This is a genomic window from Arthrobacter sp. U41, from assembly GCF_007679325.1.
Lineage (GTDB): Bacteria > Actinomycetota > Actinomycetes > Actinomycetales > Micrococcaceae > Arthrobacter.
The window spans coordinates 138,914-154,613 of record NZ_VEGI01000005.1 but is presented as its reverse complement, the minus strand read 5'-3'; the positions used below and the strand labels follow the sequence as shown (position 1 = coordinate 154,613).

Annotated in this window: 13 protein-coding genes; 7 read left to right on the top strand and 6 right to left on the bottom strand. The window is 66.9% G+C overall.

The window, feature by feature from the left end:
• The first annotated feature begins 63 nt into the window (after positions 1 to 63).
• The gene (dnaE, locus tag FS787_RS15010; RefSeq protein WP_144673572.1) at positions 64 to 3,621 is read left to right on the top strand and encodes a DNA polymerase III subunit alpha; all 3,558 of its coding nucleotides are present in this window, start codon (positions 64 to 66) and stop codon (positions 3,619 to 3,621) included.
• An 8-nt stretch (positions 3,622 to 3,629) separates the two neighbouring features.
• Here the strand turns inward: dnaE and FS787_RS15005 are convergent, their stop codons facing one another.
• The gene (locus tag FS787_RS15005; RefSeq protein WP_144673735.1) at positions 3,630 to 4,088 is read right to left on the bottom strand and encodes a flavin reductase family protein; all 459 of its coding nucleotides are present in this window, start codon (positions 4,086 to 4,088) and stop codon (positions 3,630 to 3,632) included.
• 206 nt (positions 4,089 to 4,294) lie between these two features.
• Between FS787_RS15005 and FS787_RS15000 the strand changes: the two genes are divergently transcribed.
• From FS787_RS15000 to nrdR, 3 genes are all read left to right on the top strand, one after another.
• Complete coding sequence (locus tag FS787_RS15000) at positions 4,295 to 5,011, top strand: hypothetical protein (RefSeq protein WP_186329214.1); 717 nt, start codon at positions 4,295 to 4,297, stop codon at positions 5,009 to 5,011.
• 54 nt (positions 5,012 to 5,065) lie between these two features.
• On the top strand, positions 5,066 to 6,442 hold the full coding sequence (gene hisD / locus FS787_RS14995; protein ID WP_144673570.1) for a histidinol dehydrogenase: 1,377 nt from the start codon (positions 5,066 to 5,068) through the stop codon (positions 6,440 to 6,442).
• A 156-nt stretch (positions 6,443 to 6,598) separates the two neighbouring features.
• On the top strand, positions 6,599 to 7,090 hold the full coding sequence (gene nrdR / locus FS787_RS14990; RefSeq protein ID WP_144673568.1) for a transcriptional regulator NrdR: 492 nt from the start codon (positions 6,599 to 6,601) through the stop codon (positions 7,088 to 7,090).
• A 167-nt stretch (positions 7,091 to 7,257) separates the two neighbouring features.
• Here the strand turns inward: nrdR and ppgK are convergent, their stop codons facing one another.
• Positions 7,258 to 8,061, bottom strand: coding sequence for a polyphosphate--glucose phosphotransferase (gene ppgK, locus FS787_RS14985; RefSeq protein WP_144673566.1), 804 nt, complete (start codon positions 8,059 to 8,061; stop codon positions 7,258 to 7,260).
• A gap of 84 nt (positions 8,062 to 8,145) precedes the next feature.
• Positions 8,146 to 9,024, bottom strand: a complete 879-nt coding sequence (gene map / locus FS787_RS14980) for a type I methionyl aminopeptidase (protein ID WP_144673564.1) — start codon at positions 9,022 to 9,024, stop codon at positions 8,146 to 8,148.
• Positions 9,025 to 9,095: 71 nt separating this feature from the next.
• Between map and FS787_RS14975 the strand changes: the two genes are divergently transcribed.
• Together FS787_RS14975 and FS787_RS14970 are read left to right on the top strand one after the other, a co-directional pair.
• Entirely contained in the window at positions 9,096 to 9,263 is a 168-nt protein-coding gene (locus FS787_RS14975) for an SPOR domain-containing protein (protein WP_128081649.1), read from the top strand.
• 168 nt (positions 9,264 to 9,431) lie between these two features.
• Entirely contained in the window at positions 9,432 to 11,558 is a 2,127-nt protein-coding gene (locus FS787_RS14970) for a phage holin family protein (protein WP_144673562.1), read from the top strand.
• A gap of 144 nt (positions 11,559 to 11,702) precedes the next feature.
• Here the strand turns inward: FS787_RS14970 and FS787_RS14965 are convergent, their stop codons facing one another.
• The 3 genes from FS787_RS14965 to panB all read right to left on the bottom strand — a co-directional run bounded on the left by FS787_RS14965 (position 11,703) and on the right by panB (position 14,063).
• Positions 11,703 to 12,461 (bottom strand): MBL fold metallo-hydrolase, encoded by a 759-nt coding sequence (locus FS787_RS14965; RefSeq protein ID WP_144673560.1) that lies wholly within the window; start codon positions 12,459 to 12,461, stop codon positions 11,703 to 11,705.
• Positions 12,462 to 12,530: 69 nt separating this feature from the next.
• Positions 12,531 to 12,926, bottom strand: coding sequence for an SHOCT domain-containing protein (locus FS787_RS14960; protein ID WP_144673558.1), 396 nt, complete (start codon positions 12,924 to 12,926; stop codon positions 12,531 to 12,533).
• A 207-nt stretch (positions 12,927 to 13,133) separates the two neighbouring features.
• Positions 13,134 to 14,063, bottom strand: coding sequence for a 3-methyl-2-oxobutanoate hydroxymethyltransferase (gene panB / locus FS787_RS14955; protein WP_144673556.1), 930 nt, complete (start codon positions 14,061 to 14,063; stop codon positions 13,134 to 13,136).
• A 287-nt stretch (positions 14,064 to 14,350) separates the two neighbouring features.
• On the opposite strand from panB, the gene glnA reads away from it, so the two are divergent.
• On the top strand, positions 14,351 to 15,691 hold the full coding sequence (glnA, locus tag FS787_RS14950; protein ID WP_056431274.1) for a type I glutamate--ammonia ligase: 1,341 nt from the start codon (positions 14,351 to 14,353) through the stop codon (positions 15,689 to 15,691).
• Positions 15,692 to 15,700: the final 9 nt, after the last annotated feature.

Sequence of the window (15,700 nt, the reverse complement as noted above, 5' to 3'; positions counted from 1 at the left end):
TCGGATCGGGCGGCGTCCGGAGTGCCGCGCTGAATCGTCCGTGCGCGGCACTAGAATGATTCGGTGACTTCCAGCAACAAATCGTTCGTTCATCTCCACAACCACACCGAATACTCCATGCTGGACGGTGCCGCCCGGCTGGGGGAGCTGTTCGACGAAACCGAACGGCTGGGCATGCCCGCCCTCGCCACCACGGACCACGGCTACCTCTTCGGTGCCTTCGACTTCTGGAAGCGGGCCACGGACCAGGGCATCAAGCCGATCATCGGCGTCGAGGCCTACGTCACCCCCGGAACTGCGCGCACGGACAAGACCCGTGTCCGCTGGGGCGAGGAAAACCAGCGCAAGGACGACATCTCCGGCGGCGGTTCCTACACGCACATGACGCTGCTCAGCTACAACAACAAGGGCATGCGGAACCTGTTCCGTGCCTCGTCGATCGCCTCACTGGACTCGGTTTTCGGCAAATGGCCCCGGCTGGACCGTGAGCTGCTGAACACCTACTCGGAAGGCCTGATCGCCACCACCGGCTGCCCGTCGGGCGAGGTCCAGACGAGGCTCCGGCTCGGCCAGTACCGGGAAGCCGTTGAAGCGGCCGCCGAATTCCGTGACATCTTCGGCGCAGAGAACTACTTCTGCGAACTCATGGACCACGGCCTGGACATCGAGCGGCGCGTCACGGGGGACCTGCTGCGCCTGGCCAAGGAACTGAACCTTCCGCTGGTGGCCACCAACGACCTCCACTACACCCACGAGCACGACGCCAAGGCGCACGAGGCGCTGCTGGCCATCCAGTCCGGCTCCACGCTCCTGGAACCGACGTACGACAACGGCGGATCCCGGTTCGCCTTCTCGGGCAGCGGCTACTACCTGAAATCCCCGCAGGAGATGCGGGAGCTGTTCCGGGACCACCCGGAGGCGTGCGACAACACACTCCTGATCGCCGAGCGCTGCGAAGTGTCGTTCAACACCGGGGCCAACTACATGCCCCGGTTCCCCTGCCCGGAAGGGGAGGACGAAACGTCCTGGCTGGTCAAGGAAGTCGACAAGGGACTCCGCTACCGCTATCCCCAGGGCATCCCCGACAAGGTGCGCACCCAGGCCGACTACGAACTGGGCGTCATCAATTCCATGGGGTTCCCGGGCTACTTCCTCGTGGTGGCCGACTTCATCAACTGGGCCAAAAACAACGGCATCCGGGTGGGTCCCGGACGTGGTTCGGGCGCCGGGTCCATGGTGGCCTACGCCATGCGCATCACCGACCTCGATCCGCTGCACCACGGCCTGATCTTCGAGCGCTTCCTCAACCCGGACCGCGTCTCCATGCCTGACTTCGACGTCGACTTCGATGACCGGCGCCGCTCCGAAGTGATCGACTACGTCACACGCAAATACGGCGACGAGCGTGTCGCCATGATCGTCACCTATGGCACCATCAAGACCAAGCAGGCCCTCAAGGACTCCTCACGCGTGCTGGGCTACCCGTTCAGCATGGGCGAGACGCTCACCAAGGCGCTGCCGCCGGCCGTAATGGCCAAGGACATCCCGCTCGCCGATATCCAGAACAAGGACTCCAAGCGCTACAGCGAGGCCGGCGACTTCCGGCAGCTCATCGCCACCGACCCGGAAGCCGCAAAGGTGTTCGAGACGGCGCTCGGCATCGAAGGCCTGAAGCGGCAGTGGGGTGTCCACGCTGCCGGCGTCATTATGTCCTCGGACCCGATCATCGATGTCATCCCGATCATGCGCCGCTTCCAGGACGGCCAGGTCATCACCCAGTTCGACTACCCGACGTCCGAGGGCCTTGGCCTGATCAAGATGGACTTCCTTGGCCTGCGGAACCTCACGATCATTTCGGACGCCCTCGAAAACATCAAGATGAACCGCGGTGTGGACCTGGACCTGGAGTCGCTCGAGCTCGACGACGCCGCGTCCTACGAGCTGCTGGCCCGCGGCGACACCCTGGGAGTGTTCCAGCTCGACGGCGGCCCCATGCGGTCCCTGCTCAAGCTCATGAAGCCTGACAACTTCGAAGACATCTCCGCCGTGCTGGCCCTGTACCGGCCGGGGCCCATGGGCGCCAACGCCCACACCGACTACGCGCTGCGCAAGAACAAGATCCAGGAAGTCATTCCGATCCACCCGGAACTCGAGGAACCGCTCTCCGAAATCCTCGGCGGAACCTACGGCCTGATCGTGTACCAGGAACAGGTCATGGCAGTGGCGCAGAAGCTCGCCGGGTACACGCTGGGCCAGGCAGACATCCTCCGCCGGGCCATGGGCAAGAAGAAGAAATCCGAGCTGGACAAGCAGTTCGCCGGGTTCTCCCAGGGCATGCAGGACAACGGCTACTCCATGGAAGCGGTCAAGACCCTGTGGGATATCCTCCTGCCGTTCTCCGACTACGCGTTCAACAAGGCGCACTCGGCCGCCTACGGCGTGATCTCCTACTGGACCGCGTACCTCAAGGCGCACTACGCGCCTGAGTACATGGCCGCCCTGCTCACCAGCGTCGGCGACGATAAGGACAAGTCGGCCATCTACCTCAATGAATGCCGGCGCATGGGCATCACGGTGCTGCCGCCGGACGTCAACGAATCCGCGCTGAACTTCACCCCTGTTGGCAACGACATCCGCTTCGGCATGGGCGCCATCCGCAACGTCGGCGTAAACGCCGTCGAGGCAATGGTGGCGGCGCGCGAAAAGGAGGGCGCCTACACGTCCTTCAAGGACTACCTGATGAAGGTTCCGGCGGTGGTGTGCAACAAACGCACCATCGAGTCCCTGATCAAGGCCGGCGCGTTCGACTCCCTGAACCACCACCGGCGCGCCCTGGCGATGATCCACGAAGAAGCCATCGACTCCGTCATCACGCTCAAGCGCAACGAGGCGATCGGCCAGTTCGACCTCTTCGCCGGGTTCGACGAAGCCGAATCCGAGGCGTCACTGAGCATCGAAATCCCCGATCTGCCCGAATGGGACAAGAAGGACAAACTCTCCTTCGAACGGGACATGCTGGGGCTCTACGTCTCGGACCACCCGCTGCAGGGCCTCGAAGGACTGCTGAGCCAGCACGCAGACCAGTCCATCACCTCGATCATCGCCGAGGACGGCCCGCACGACGGCGCCATCGTCACCATCGCCGGGATGATCACCTCGCTGAGCCGGCGGATCGCGAAAGCCAGCGGCAACGCTTACGCCCGGGCGGAGATCGAGGACCTGGGCGGTTCCGTCGAGGTGATGTTCTTCGGCCAGGTCTACGGCCCCATCGCGTCCGTCCTGGCGGAAGACCTGATCGTGGTGGTCAAGGGCCGGCTGCAGCGCCGCGACGACGGCGCCATCGCCCTCAACTGCATGGAGCTCTCCGTCCCCGACCTCAGCGAGGGCCTCAACGGGCCGCTCGTGATCACGGTGCAGACGCACAAGGCCACCGAAGCCGTGGTGACCGAGCTGGGAGACGTGCTGCGGACCCACCGCGGCAAGTCCGAGGTGCGGCTGCACCTGCAGGGCGACTCCCGCGTGGAGGTCATGGGCCTGCCCGTGCATCTGCGGGTCAACCCCAGCCCGTCATTGTTCGGGGACCTCAAGGTGCTGCTCGGTCCAACCTGCCTGGATAACTAAAGAGCGGCTCAGATCTCGTAGTCCAGCGGCACAGGCTGGCCGTAGGCGCCGGAGTGATAGAGCAGGGGAGCGCCATCGGCGCCCACTTCACCTTCCACGACCTCGACCACCACCACGGCGTTGTTCTCGAAGGAGAGCCGCATCTGGACCTTGCCGATCAGCCAGCCGGCCACATCGTTGAGGATCGGCACATCATGGGGCCCGAGCGCCCAGTGGTCGCCCTCGAACCGGTTGCTGGTGCGGGCAAAGCGGTCGGCCAGGGCCTGGTTGTCCAGCCCCAGCATGTGGACGCCGATGTAGGTGGTGTTAGCCACGGCCGGCCAGGAGCTGGAGGTCCGGGCCATGTTGAAGGTGAACCGGGGCGGCTTCGCCGAGAGCGAGGCCACGGAGGTTGCCGTGAAGCCGAAGGGGACACCGTTGAAGTTGGCCGTGATGATGGCCACGCCGGCGGCGTGCCGGCGGAACATCTCCCGAAAAGTTCCCTCGAAGGCTTGGTCCTCTGTGGCCACTGCGATCCAACTCCCTGCTGCATGTGTGATGTTCCTACCCTGCCAGCGTATTGCCCCGCCGCCCGGTCGCGGAACTTGAGCCGCCGGAGGTGTCCTGCGGAATGTCATCCGGGCACGTACGGCGTCATGTGCCCGGCGTCGGAAAGCTTGTTAAGGTTTGTTTCATGACACAGCCAGCAGTACACGGCCCGCACCCGAACGACGCCCCGCAGCCGGCCCGGCAGGGCGATACAGTGCACCCCGGCACGGTACACCCCCGCACAGTACACCCCGACAAAGCGCACCCCGGCTTTGTGCCGGAGGCCGCCTCCGGCCACCCGGCACCGGAGCCGGGGAGGTCCGCCATGTCGTGGCGGAAGGCTGCTGTCATGGCCGCCGCCGGTGTCCCGGTGGGGCTGCTGTGGTGGGTCCTGGCACCCTCGGGGTTGAACCTGCTCTCCGGTAATCCGGAGCTGCGGAGCGGCGGCAACACGGAGGGGTGGCTGCCCAGGGACCTGGTGCTGGCTGGACTGTTCCTGCTGGTCGGCTGCATTGCCGGTGCTGTGGCGTCCGGCACCAAGCACCACGGGCCGTCCGGACGGGATGTCCTCCTGGCCGTGGGCACAGGAGCAGTGGGCGCCCTCGCCGCCTGGGGAACGGGCGTCCTGTGCGGCCTGTGGTGGGGAACGCCTGAGGACACGTCGGCCAGCGCCAGCATCGCGTTTTCCCTGCGGTCCCTGGCCGTGCTGGCAATCTGGCCGGCCGCCACCGCCCTGGCCATCTTCCTGTATACCGTCTTCACCACGCCGCAGCCCGGGGCCGACGGCGAAACGACAGGGGAAAGAACAGGCGGAACAACAGACGAAACAACAGACGAAGCGACGGATCCGGCCCGGTTGTAACGGGCGCGACGTCACGGGCGCGGGACTCTGCGGTGCGGCACGTAAAATGATCGGGTGACCCCTTCAGCTGACAGCACCGTGCCCGCCGTACCCGCCGAACTCAACTTCCGCACCGTCGACCTGCGCGGCCAGCGGCTCACCCTCGCCGGCCTCCGCGCCGCAGTTCCGCGCGCTCAGACCGGCACCATTGCTGATGCCGAGCAGAAGGTCCTGGACATCATCGGCGCCGTGCGCGCCCGGGGATTCGACGCACTCAGCGAGCTCGCCCGGACCTTCGACGGCGTGGAGCAGTCGCACCCCCGGGTTCCCGCCGACGCCCTGACGGCGGCCCTGGCCGGGCTCGATCCCGCCGTGCGGGCGGCCCTGGAAGAGTCCATCAAGCGCGCCCGCCGTTTTGCCGACGCGCAGCGCCCCGCGGACACCGACGTCGAACTCGGCGAAGGTGCCGTGGTCAGCCAGAACTGGGTCCCCGTGGCCCGGGTGGGCCTCTACGTCCCCGGAGGCCTGGCCGTCTACCCGTCCTCCGTGATCATGAACGTCGTCCCGGCCCTCGCCGCCGGCGTCGAATCCATCGCCCTGGCCTCTCCTCCGCAGAAGGACTTCGGCGGGCTCCCGCACCCCACCATCCTGGCCGCAGCATGCCTGCTGGGGATCGACGAGGTCTACGCGATCGGAGGCGCCCAGGCCATCGCCGCCTTCGCCTACGGTATCCCCGGCGCAGGGGACAACCCCGGACTGGACCCCGTGGACGTTGTCACCGGCCCGGGCAACGTCTTCGTCGCCACGGCCAAGCGCCTCGTCAAGGGCGTCGTTGGCATCGATTCGGAGGCCGGCACCACCGAGATCGCGATCCTCGCCGACGCCAGCGCACAGCCCGGACTGGTCGCCGCCGACCTGATCAGCCAGGCCGAGCACGACCCCAAAGCGGCGTCCGTCCTGGTCACGGACTCCGAGGCCCTGGCCGACGCCGTGCGCGTTGAACTGGAGCGCCAGGCGGCAGCGACAAAGCACAGCGCGCGGGTCCGTGAGGCGCTCTCCGGCCCGCAGTCCGGCGTCGTGCTGGTGGACGACCTCGAACAGGGCATCGCGGCGTGCAACGCCTACGCGGCCGAACACCTGGAAATCATGACGGCGGACGCGGCCGGCGTCGCGGGCCGGATCCGCAGCGCCGGTGCGATCTTCGTGGGGGACTACAGCCCCGTCAGCCTGGGTGACTACTGCGCAGGTTCCAACCACGTGCTGCCGACCAGCGGCACGGCGGCGTTCTCCTCCGGGCTGAACGTCACCACGTTCCTGCGTGCCATCCAGGTGGTCAACTACACCCGGGCCGCCCTGGCAGAGGTCAGCGGACACATCGTCAGCCTGTCCGGGGCGGAGGATCTTCCCGCCCACGGCGAAGCCGTCACGGCCCGGTTCGCCGGAGGCTCCTGACCACTACATGTAGTAATTACAGGCTTGTTATTCAGCTACATCTAGTCGTAAACTGATGGCGGAGCCAACAGCTCCAAGAAACTGCCGGTGTGCCCATGTCGACTGCTTTGCTGTCGACCAGTGCGGCCGTCCACCTGCGCCAGGGGAGGAAATAACGTGTATTGCCCGTTTTGCCGCAACCCTGATTCCCGTGTGGTGGACAGCCGGATCGCCGACGACGGCTCGGCCATCCGCCGCCGCCGGCAGTGTCCCGAGTGCGGGCGCCGTTTCACGACTGTCGAAACCACCAGCCTCACGGTGATCAAGCGGTCAGGGGTTGGCGAACCTTTCAGCCGCAGCAAGGTCATCAATGGCGTGCGCAAGGCCTGCCAGGGCCGTCCCGTCACGGAAGACGACCTGGCCATGCTCGCGCAGGAAGTCGAAGAGGCGATCCGGTCCTCCGGTGCCGCGGAAATCGACGCGCATGAGGTCGGCCTGGCCATCCTCAACCCGCTCCAGAAGCTCGATGAGGTCGCCTACCTGCGGTTCGCGAGCGTCTACCAGGCTTTCGAGTCCCTCGAGGATTTCGAGGCCGCCATTTCCCTGCTCCGCCATGAGGCCGAGACCAAGGGACGCGAAGGCACCAGCCAGCAGAAGAGCCCGCTCTAGACCAGCGGTCACGGACCGGGGGAATCTGACCAGAGACTCCGGTGGTGGCAGCGGAGGGGAAGCCGCGGCCACCACCGGCACCACAACAAAGAGCTATCACTCCGGGTCGTTCCCAGCGTTCAGGACGACCCGAAGTGATAGCTCTTTTGGCTATCCCGCGTCTTGGGCTACTTCGTCAGTTTGTGCTTCAGCGCGATTTCGAGGGCAGCCCCCACGATGCCGGCGTCGTTCTTCAGTTCTGCCGGAACAATCGGGGTACGCAGCTGCAGCCGCGGCAGGTATTCGTCGGCGCGCTTGGAGATGCCGCCGCCGACGATGAACAGTTCGGGGGAGAAGAGGAACTCCACATGCGAGAAGTACCGCTGCAGCAGCACGCTGTACTCCTCCCAGCTCAGTCCGTCCCGTTCCCGGGCCACGGCCGATGCCTTGCTTTCGGCGTCGAAGCCGTCAATCTCCAGGTGCCCGAGCTCGGCGTTGGGGACCAGCTTGCCGTCGAAGATGAACGCGGAACCGATTCCGGTGCCGAGCGTGATGACCAGCACCGTGCCGTCCACGAATTCGCCGGCGCCAAAGCGTGCCTCCGCAAGGCCGGCGGCGTCGGCGTCGTTGATGACCTCGACGGGACGGCCCAGCCGGGCGGTCAGCAGGCCGTCGATGTCCAGTTCCAGCCAGGACTTGTCCACATTGGCAGCGGAGTGGACCACGCCGTGCTGGATGATGCCGGGGAAGGTGACACCCACGGGCGAATCGGGAGCCGGCGCCTCCGGGCGCGCGGACAGCGCGGCCACCACCTGGGCCACCACCTCGGCAACGGATTCAGGTGTGGAGGGCTGCGGGGTGGGGATACGCAGCCGGTCACCAATCAACTTGCCCTTTTTCAGGTCTACGATCCCGCCCTTGATGCCGGTGCCGCCGATGTCGATGCCGATCAGCGGGGCGTTCTTCTTCGACTTCTCGTCCTTCTTGGCCAATGTGGTTCCGTTCGTGGCAGGGGCAGGGCTAGGAGGTGGGCGGCGCAGGGCCGACCGGAGAAGACCGGAATCTTCTCGCGGGAATCAGGGGAGGGTGAGGACTTCCGCACCGGACTCCGTGACAAGCAGGGTGTGCTCGAACTGCGCGGTGCGTTTGCGGTCACGGGTGACTACGGTCCAGTCGTCGGCCCACATGTCCCAGTCCACGGTGCCCAGCGTCAGCATGGGTTCGATGGTGAACACCATGCCCGTTTCGATGACCGTGTTGTAGGCGGGCGCGGCGTCGTAGTGCGGGATGATCAGGCCGGTGTGGAAGGCCTCGCCCACGCCGTGGCCGGTGAAGTCGCGGACCACGCCGTAGCCGAAGCGTTTTGCGTAGGACTCGATGGTGCGGCCGATCACGTTGATTTCGCGGCCGGGGGCCACGGCGCGGATGGCGCGGTTCAGGGATTCCTGTGTGCGCTCAACGAGCAGCCGGGATTCCTCGTCGACGTCGCCGACCAGGAAGGTGTAGTTGGTGTCGCCGTGCACACCGCCGACAAAGGCGGTGATGTCGATGTTGAGGATGTCCCCGTCCTGGACCACGGTGGTGTCCGGGATGCCGTGGCAGATGACTTCGTTCAACGACGAACACAGCGATTTCGGAAAGCCGCGGTAGCCCAGGGTGGACGGGTATGCGTTGTGGTCGAGCAGGAATTCGTGGCCCACCCGGTCAAGTTCGTCCGTGGTGACGCCGGGCTGGATGTGCTTGCCGACCTCCACGATGGCCTGCGCGGCGATCCGTGAAGCGACCCGGATCTTCTCGATGGTCTCTGCCGACTTGATCTCCGAACCGGTGAACTTCGCGGGTCCGGGCTTGCCCACGTATTCAGGGCGCGGGATCGACGCCGGAACGGGACGGTGCGGGCTGACTGTTCCCGGGACCAGGGTGCCGATGGGTGCAGTCGAGGCTAGAGAAGGCATAGATTGATCATATAAGGCGATGCCGGAGGCAAATAAACAAACGCCAAGAAACATCAGCGCAAGGAGCATCAATGCCGGAGTACTGGTACAACGTCAACACCCATGAGGTTGAAGAGGACGCCATGTCCGACTGGAGCCAGCTGATTGGCCCCTACAAGACGCGGGAAGAGGCCGAACACGCCCTCGAGAAGGTTAAGGCCCGCAACGAATCCTGGGAAAAGGGCGACGAGGACGATTAGCCTGCGCCCCTGAAAGCCCGGCCGGTGCCGCATCGAGTTGTCGCCGCACGGTTGCAGGCCGGCCGCCCCGGAAGGTCCCTGCCGGCGCCCCTGCTGGACGGCGGGGGCTGATTTTTCTCACCCGGCGGGGATGAGGACGGGCCGGTTGGCCCCGGCCATACTGAGACAATGCCGACGAGCGTTACCCGCACCCGCGGCGCCCGATTTTCTGATCTGGCCAGGCTGGCCGCAGCCTGGGCTGCCTCGACGGTTGCCCTCATTGTCACCGGCGCCCTGTTGCCGGGGTTCTCGGCAAGCAGCTGGTGGTCGTACGCGGCGGTGGCCGCGGCAGCCGGCGTCGTCGGCCTGGTGCTCCGCCCCGTGCTGGTGGAGGTCTCGGCGAGGGTGGGCTGGCTCGCGGTACTCCTGACCGCTCTCCTCGGGCAGGCACTGATCATGTACGTCGCCATCCTGCTGGTCCCCGGCATCGAATCGACGGCCTGGACGGCCTTTGCCGCCACCTGGGTCAGCGCGGCCGTGGGCACCCTCATCTCGTGGACCACCACGGCCGGCACTGACGACGGCCTGATCACCTCATTGGCCGGCAGGGCGGGCCGGCAGCAGACAGTGGACGATCCGGAGGTGGACGGCGTCCTGTTCGTGCAGCTCGACGGTGTTCCCTTCCCGGTGCTGCAGTGGGCGGTCCAGTCCGGCGCTGTCCCGCATATCCGGCGCTGGCTGGCGTCGGGAGAGTACACGCTCAGGGAGTGGACTCCCCAGCTGCCATGCACGACGCCGGCGAGCCAGCTGGGTATCCTGCACGGCACCGTTGACGGGATCCCGGCGTTCCGGTGGTACGACCGTGACCTCAACCGGGTCCTGGTGGCCAACCGTCCGGCGGACGCCCGGGTGATCGAGGAATGGCACAGCACCGGCCGCGGCCTGCTCAGCGACGACGGCGTCTCCATCTCAAACCTGTTCACGGGCGATGCGCCCCGCGCGCTCATGACGATGAGCAGGGCGGAGGTCCAGCGCGGCTCCACGCAAACCCGGCGTGCGTTTGCGTGGTTTTTCACGTCCCCGAACGGGTTCATGCGCAGCTTCACGCGAACCGTCGGGGAGATCGTCAAGGAGCGATGGCAGGCCCGGCGGCAGGTCAAGCGTGACCTCGACCCGCGTGTGCACCGCGATTGGACCTTCGCCCTCCTGAGGGCTGTGACCAACGGCCTGCTGCGTGACCTGAACACCGCTCTTGTCGCCGAAGAACTGCGGCGCGGAACGAAGAGCATCTACGTCGACTACGTTGACTACGACGAAATCGCTCACCACGCGGGCGTGTTCCGGCCCGAGTCGCTCGCCGCCCTGGATGGCCTGGACCGCACCCTGGGATCCTTGGCCCAGCTCGCCGGCGACGCTCCCCGCCGCTACCGGCTGGTGGTGCTCTCGGACCATGGCCAGTCCCAGGGCACCCCGTTCGCTGACCGGTATGGCCAGTCGCTCGGCGATTTGTGTTCGGAACTCATGCAGGAACACGTGCAGAATGTGGACGCGCCCGTCGAGGGGCTGGGGCGCGCGGACTCCATTGCCGGCGACGTCGCGACGGGCGGGATCAGCGGAAGGCTCGCCGTCCGTGCCGGCGAGGGGTTGGCCAAGGCACAGGAGACGCCGGCACGGCAGACGCCGGCACGGCAGACGCCGGCAGGGCAGACGCCGGCAGGGCAGACGCCGGCAGGGCAGACGTCGGCACGGGAAACCTCCGCTCCAGGCGACGCCGCCGAGGAGCCGGTGGTGGTGCTGGGTTCGGGCAATCTGGGCCTGATCTACGTGCGCGGTGACCGGCGCTGGACGCTTGGGGAGCTCGAGCGGGACTGGCCGGCGCTGGTCCCCGGACTGGCGGGCCACCCCGGCGTCGGGTTCGTCGCCGGCATCGACGACGACGGCCGGGCATGGGCGATCGGGAGCGGCGGCCGCCTCAACATCGCCACCGGTGACGTGGACGGGATCAACCCGCTGGCCAGCTACGGTCCGCACGCGGCGCGGATGCTCCTGCGTGCCCTGCTGCTTCGCGAGGCGCCGGATCTGTACGTCAACAGCTCGGTCGATACGGTGACCGGCGACGTTGCAGCGTTCGAGGGCCTGGTGGGCTCCCACGGGGGCCTCGGCGGGTGGCAGGACCGCGCACTGCTGCTGGGGCCGGCCGATCTGATGGCGGGGCTGCCGGAGCGGATAGAGGGCGCCGATCAGCTCCACCGGGCGCTGGTGGCGATGCTCGAGTCCTGCGGCCAGCGCGCCACGCTGCGGGATGTGCCGCCCTGATGTGACCCGGGGGACCGGTGGCAAAGTGGCCGGTGGAAAAACGAGCGGTTGAACGGCGGCCGGTTCAGAGCCGCCTGTTCAAGAGTTAGCCGGGGCAAGGCGGAACGGTTGAAGAGTGACCCGTCGCGGGTCAGGGGACTCGGCTCACGAGGGCATGACCCAGGACTGGCCGGGGGCGAGGACGACGGCCGAGCAGCCCGGAGCCTGCTCCGCCACAGCGTGAGCAAACCGGCGCCCGGGCATTTCCAGCCAGCTCCGGGCAAAGTGGTTGACGAAGGGCGGGTGCAGCGTTCCCCAGTGCACCGGTACGGCGAACCGCGCGCCGCTCGCTGCGACCGCCCGGGCCGCGGTTTCGGGTGTCAGATGCCCGCCGGAGAGCTTTGGTCCCCACCCCCAGACCGGCACCAGGGCGAGGTCGAGGGAGCCACCCGCCATGGCCGGCAGTGCCGCCATCTCCGGATACAGCCCGGTGTCGCCAGCGATCCAGACGACGCCCGACGGGCCCCGGACCAGCTGGCCGTTGGCGTCGTTGGGCCGGTGCGGCATGGGGCGCTGACCATGGTCGGCCGGCACCTGGCGTATCTCGACTCCGCCGCCCACCTGGCTCCAGCCGTCACCCAGGGGAACCGCGTCCATCTGCGTCCGGCGGCGTAACCAGTCGGTATTGGCCGGTGAGCTCATCAGGACCGCCCCGCGCAGCATCCGAAGGGAGCGCAGTTCGGCGTGGTCGTGGTGCAGGTGGGAGACCAGGACGACGTCGGGCCCGGTCCACGATGCCGGGTCCGGCCGGGGTGCCAGGCGCCGCAGTATCCCGGCATGGGGCCGAAGCAGCGGATCGGTCAGGAGCCGGATGCCGTCCAGGTCCAGGACCACTGACGAGTGGCCAAGCCAGGTGATTTTCATGCCCGCACCGCGGTCCGACCGCACAGTGGACTGACCGCGCAGTGGACCGCGGCGCAGCCCGTTGTCAGGTCAGGCCATCGCCTTGGCCTTGAGGGAATCAAATTCGGTCTGGGTGATGGCGCCGGAGTCGAGCAGCGCCTTGGCGTCCGCGATCTGGCTGGCCGGAGAGGCCGACTTGCCGGCGACCTGCTGGATGTACTCCTGCTGGGCGGCCTGTTGTTCCGCTATGGCCTTCATCTGCCGCTCCGTCATGCTGCGGCCCCTGGCGATCAGGTAGATGAGTGCTCCGAGCCAGGGGACAAAGATCAGCAGTATCGACCAGCCGGCTTTACCCCAGCCGCTGAGCGTGCTGTCGCCAAACAAGTCGAACAGGCAACGGAACCACACCATCAAGGCCGCGATCCAGATGAAGAACCAGAAACTCCACAGCAGGACGTCCCAGAAGTCAGTCGAAATTGAGTCCATGGCTACTCCTCCACTAATGTCCCCCGGTGTCTGGCCCATCGCGCTTCACGCGGATCCGGCCGGAATGGCGGAACTTCTGCCGGGGCCCGATGCAGGCCCTCAACCGACAGCCTGCTCGTAATGGAGGCCCTCCACATCGTTCGTGAAGGATGAGGTGACGCCGCAAACCCGCAGGGGCGGACGCGGGAGGGCAGCGGCAGGGAGTGCCTAGAAGGAGTGCTCCGGGCCGGGGAACTGGCCTGAGCGAACATCCTCGCCGTACGCCTTGGCGGCATCGCTGAGGGAGGTGCGCAGGTCCGCGTACTGCCTGACGAACTTGGCCATCCTGCCGCCGCGCAGGCCCGCCATGTCCTGCCACACCAGGACCTGGCCGGTGGTGGCGTTGCCGGCGCCGATGCCGACGGTGGGGACGTCGACGGCGGCATCCACGGCCGCCGCCACCTCCGCCGGAACCATTTCCATCAACACGCAGAACGCACCGGCGTCGGCCAGCGCGATGGCGTCGTCGATCAGCCGCTGGGCGTCATCGCCGCGGCCCTGGACCCGGTAGCCGCCCAGCGCATGCTCGCTCTGCGGTGTGAAGCCGATGTGCGCCATCACGGGGATCCCGGCCTGGACCATGGCCCGGACGGTCTCCGCATAGAACTTGCCGCCCTCGATCTTGACCGCGTGGGCGAGCCCTTCTTTCAGGAACCGCACGCCGGTGGCCACGGCCTGCTGGGCGGAGACCTCGTAACTGCCGAAGGGCAGGTCCGCCACAACGAGGGCGCGCCGGGCGGAGCGGGTGACGGCGCGGCACAGCGGGAGCAGCTCGTCCACGGTGACGGGCAGGCTTGTTTCGTTGCCGAAGACGTTGTTCGAGGCGGAGTCACCCACCAGGAGGACCTCGATGCCGGCCTGGTCGAAGATTTCCGCCGTGTACTGGTCATACGCCGTCAGCATGGCAAAGCGCTCACCGTTGATTTTCGCCTGGCGCAGATGATGGGTGCGGATCTTCGCCGCCGGCTTCCGGGACGGCTCAGTCCCCGCTGTCGCTGCAGCCGGCTGAGCGGGGCTGGCGGCCGAGGGGCCGGTGCCGTAGGGGGCTGCTACTTCTGCTGAGGGCATGCTGGAATCGGGGCTTTTGCTTGTGGCCATGGCACGAGCGTAGTGCGATACCGCGCGTCCTAGCTACCGCGTCCCGGCTGCCGGGCCGGTGAATCATGTCACAATGCCGGGTGGACGGACCCGGTTTCGTGTCCTTGGGCACCGGCTCCCGGCGACAGGATCCCGGAACCGTGTGTTAACGCTGTGTTACGTGAGTCGGCTCCTCCAGCAATCACTGGCAATGATTAGTAAAGTGAATCCTGAGCAGCTGCGGGACCATGCCTGGCGGGAGTCAGGTGGGGCCCCGGGCACGGACGTTGAACCGGAAAGAGGCCACTATGGACCGCCAGCAAGAGTTTGTCCTGCGGACAATCGAAGAGCGCGACGTGCGGTTCGTGCGGCTGTGGTTTACCGACGTCGTAGGTTCGCTGAAATCCGTGGCGCTGGCCCCGGCCGAGGTTGAAGGGGCCTTTGAAGAGGGCTTGGGCTTTGACGGTTCCTCGATTGAAGGCCTCGCCCGTGTCTTCGAATCGGACATGCTGGCGCAGCCGGATCCCGCCACCTTCCAGATCCTGCCCTGGCGCGGCGAGACCGAAGCGACGTCCCGGATGTTCTGCGACGTCCTGACCCCCGACGGCGAACCCTCCGCCGCGGATCCGCGCAATGTCCTCAAGCGCAACCTGGCCAAAGCCGCTGACATGGGCTTCACCTGCTACACCCACCCCGAGATCGAGTTCTACCTGCTGAAGTCCCAGCACCCGGGACCGGACGGCGCCCCGGTCCCCGTGGACGAAGGCGGCTACTTCGACCACGTCCCGGGCGGCGTGGCCCAGGACTTCCGCCGCACCGCCGTGACCATGCTCGAATCGGTCGGCATTTCGGTGGAGTTCAGCCACCATGAGGCGGGTCCCGGCCAGAACGAAATCGACCTGCGCTACGCGGACGCGCTGCAGACCGCCGACAACATCATGACGTTCCGCACCGTGATCAAAGAGGTCGCGCTGCAGCAGGGCACCTACGCCACCTTCATGCCGAAGCCGTTCACGGCGCACCCCGGCTCGGGCATGCACACGCACTTCTCGCTGTTCGAGGGCGACACGAACGCCTTCTACGAGGCCGGGGCCGAGTTCCAGCTCTCCGAAACGGCGCGGCAGTTCATTGCCGGCATCCTCAAGCACGCCCCGGAGTTCACCGCCGTCACCAACCAGTTCGTGAACTCCTACAAGCGGCTCTGGGGCGGCGGCGAAGCCCCGAGCTACCTGAGCTGGGGCCACAACAACCGCTCCGCCCTGGTCCGCGTCCCGCTGTACAAGCCCGGCAAAGGCCAGTCCGCGCGGATCGAATACCGCGGCATCGACTCGGCGGCCAACCCCTACCTGGCCTACGCCGTGCTGCTGGGTGCCGGGCTCAAGGGCATCGAGGAGGGCTACCAGCTCCCCGCCGCGGCCGAGGACGACATCTGGTCGCTGAGTTCGGCCGAGCGCCGCGCGATGGGCCACGACCCGCTCCCGGCCAGCCTGCACGACGCCATCCGCACCATGGAGGACTCCGAGCTGATGCCGCAGATCCTCGGCGAACAGGTGTTCGAGCACTTCCTGCGGAACAAGCGGGCCGAATGGCAGGACTACCGCCTGCAGGTCACGCCCTACGAGCTGCAGCGCAACCTCGGTATCCTTTAGGCGGCCCGG

Excerpts from the sequence above, each read along its gene's own strand:
- FS787_RS15005 (WP_144673735.1), bottom strand. The coding sequence starts at position 4,088 with ATGTTCCGCCGGCACGCCGCCGGCGTGGCCATCATCACGGCCAACTTC.
- FS787_RS15000 (WP_186329214.1), top strand. The coding sequence starts at position 4,295 with ATGACACAGCCAGCAGTACACGGCCCGCACCCGAACGACGCCCCGCAG.
- map (WP_144673564.1), bottom strand. The coding sequence starts at position 9,024 with ATGCCTTCTCTAGCCTCGACTGCACCCATCGGCACCCTGGTCCCGGGA.
- FS787_RS14975 (WP_128081649.1), top strand. The coding sequence starts at position 9,096 with ATGCCGGAGTACTGGTACAACGTCAACACCCATGAGGTTGAAGAGGAC.
- FS787_RS14970 (WP_144673562.1), top strand. The coding sequence starts at position 9,432 with ATGCCGACGAGCGTTACCCGCACCCGCGGCGCCCGATTTTCTGATCTG.
- FS787_RS14965 (WP_144673560.1), bottom strand. The coding sequence starts at position 12,461 with ATGAAAATCACCTGGCTTGGCCACTCGTCAGTGGTCCTGGACCTGGAC.
- FS787_RS14960 (WP_144673558.1), bottom strand. The coding sequence starts at position 12,926 with ATGGACTCAATTTCGACTGACTTCTGGGACGTCCTGCTGTGGAGTTTC.
- panB (WP_144673556.1), bottom strand. The coding sequence starts at position 14,063 with ATGGCCACAAGCAAAAGCCCCGATTCCAGCATGCCCTCAGCAGAAGTA.
- glnA (WP_056431274.1), top strand. The coding sequence starts at position 14,351 with ATGGACCGCCAGCAAGAGTTTGTCCTGCGGACAATCGAAGAGCGCGAC.